Annotated in this window: 1 protein-coding gene; it reads left to right on the top strand. The window is 50.2% G+C overall.

The genetic code is table 11. The annotated features are described in order from the left end of the window. On the top strand, nucleotides 1-182 hold a 182-nt coding region (locus ACO0LN_RS30435), incomplete at its 5' end, for an ExbD/TolR family protein (RefSeq protein WP_422977797.1). Nucleotides 183-255: the final 73 nt, after the last annotated feature.

The raw sequence follows: 255 nt of genomic DNA, 5'->3' as shown, positions 1-255 counted from the left end.
CAGGCACGGATGCCCTGTTTGAAAAGCTCAAGGTAGAAGCAGTCAAGATCCCGCAACCGGAGTTGCATATCCGTGGAGATCAGAATACCCGCTATGAGTTTATTGGCAAAAGTATCCTGACGGCACAGCGTGCCGGTATCGCCAAGGTCGGCTTTGTAATTGAACCGCCACCACGGAACTAGTTTTTTGAATGACTAAACAGGGCTGGCGAAAAATTGTCCTGACAAGGCGTAGCGACGAAGACAGTGCGAATAG

The sequence above is a fragment of the Undibacterium sp. TC9W genome, assembly GCF_049339865.1.
Lineage (GTDB): Bacteria > Pseudomonadota > Gammaproteobacteria > Burkholderiales > Burkholderiaceae_D > Undibacterium.
Note: the sequence above shows the minus strand (reverse complement) of the source record. Positions and strands in the feature narration are given on the sequence as shown.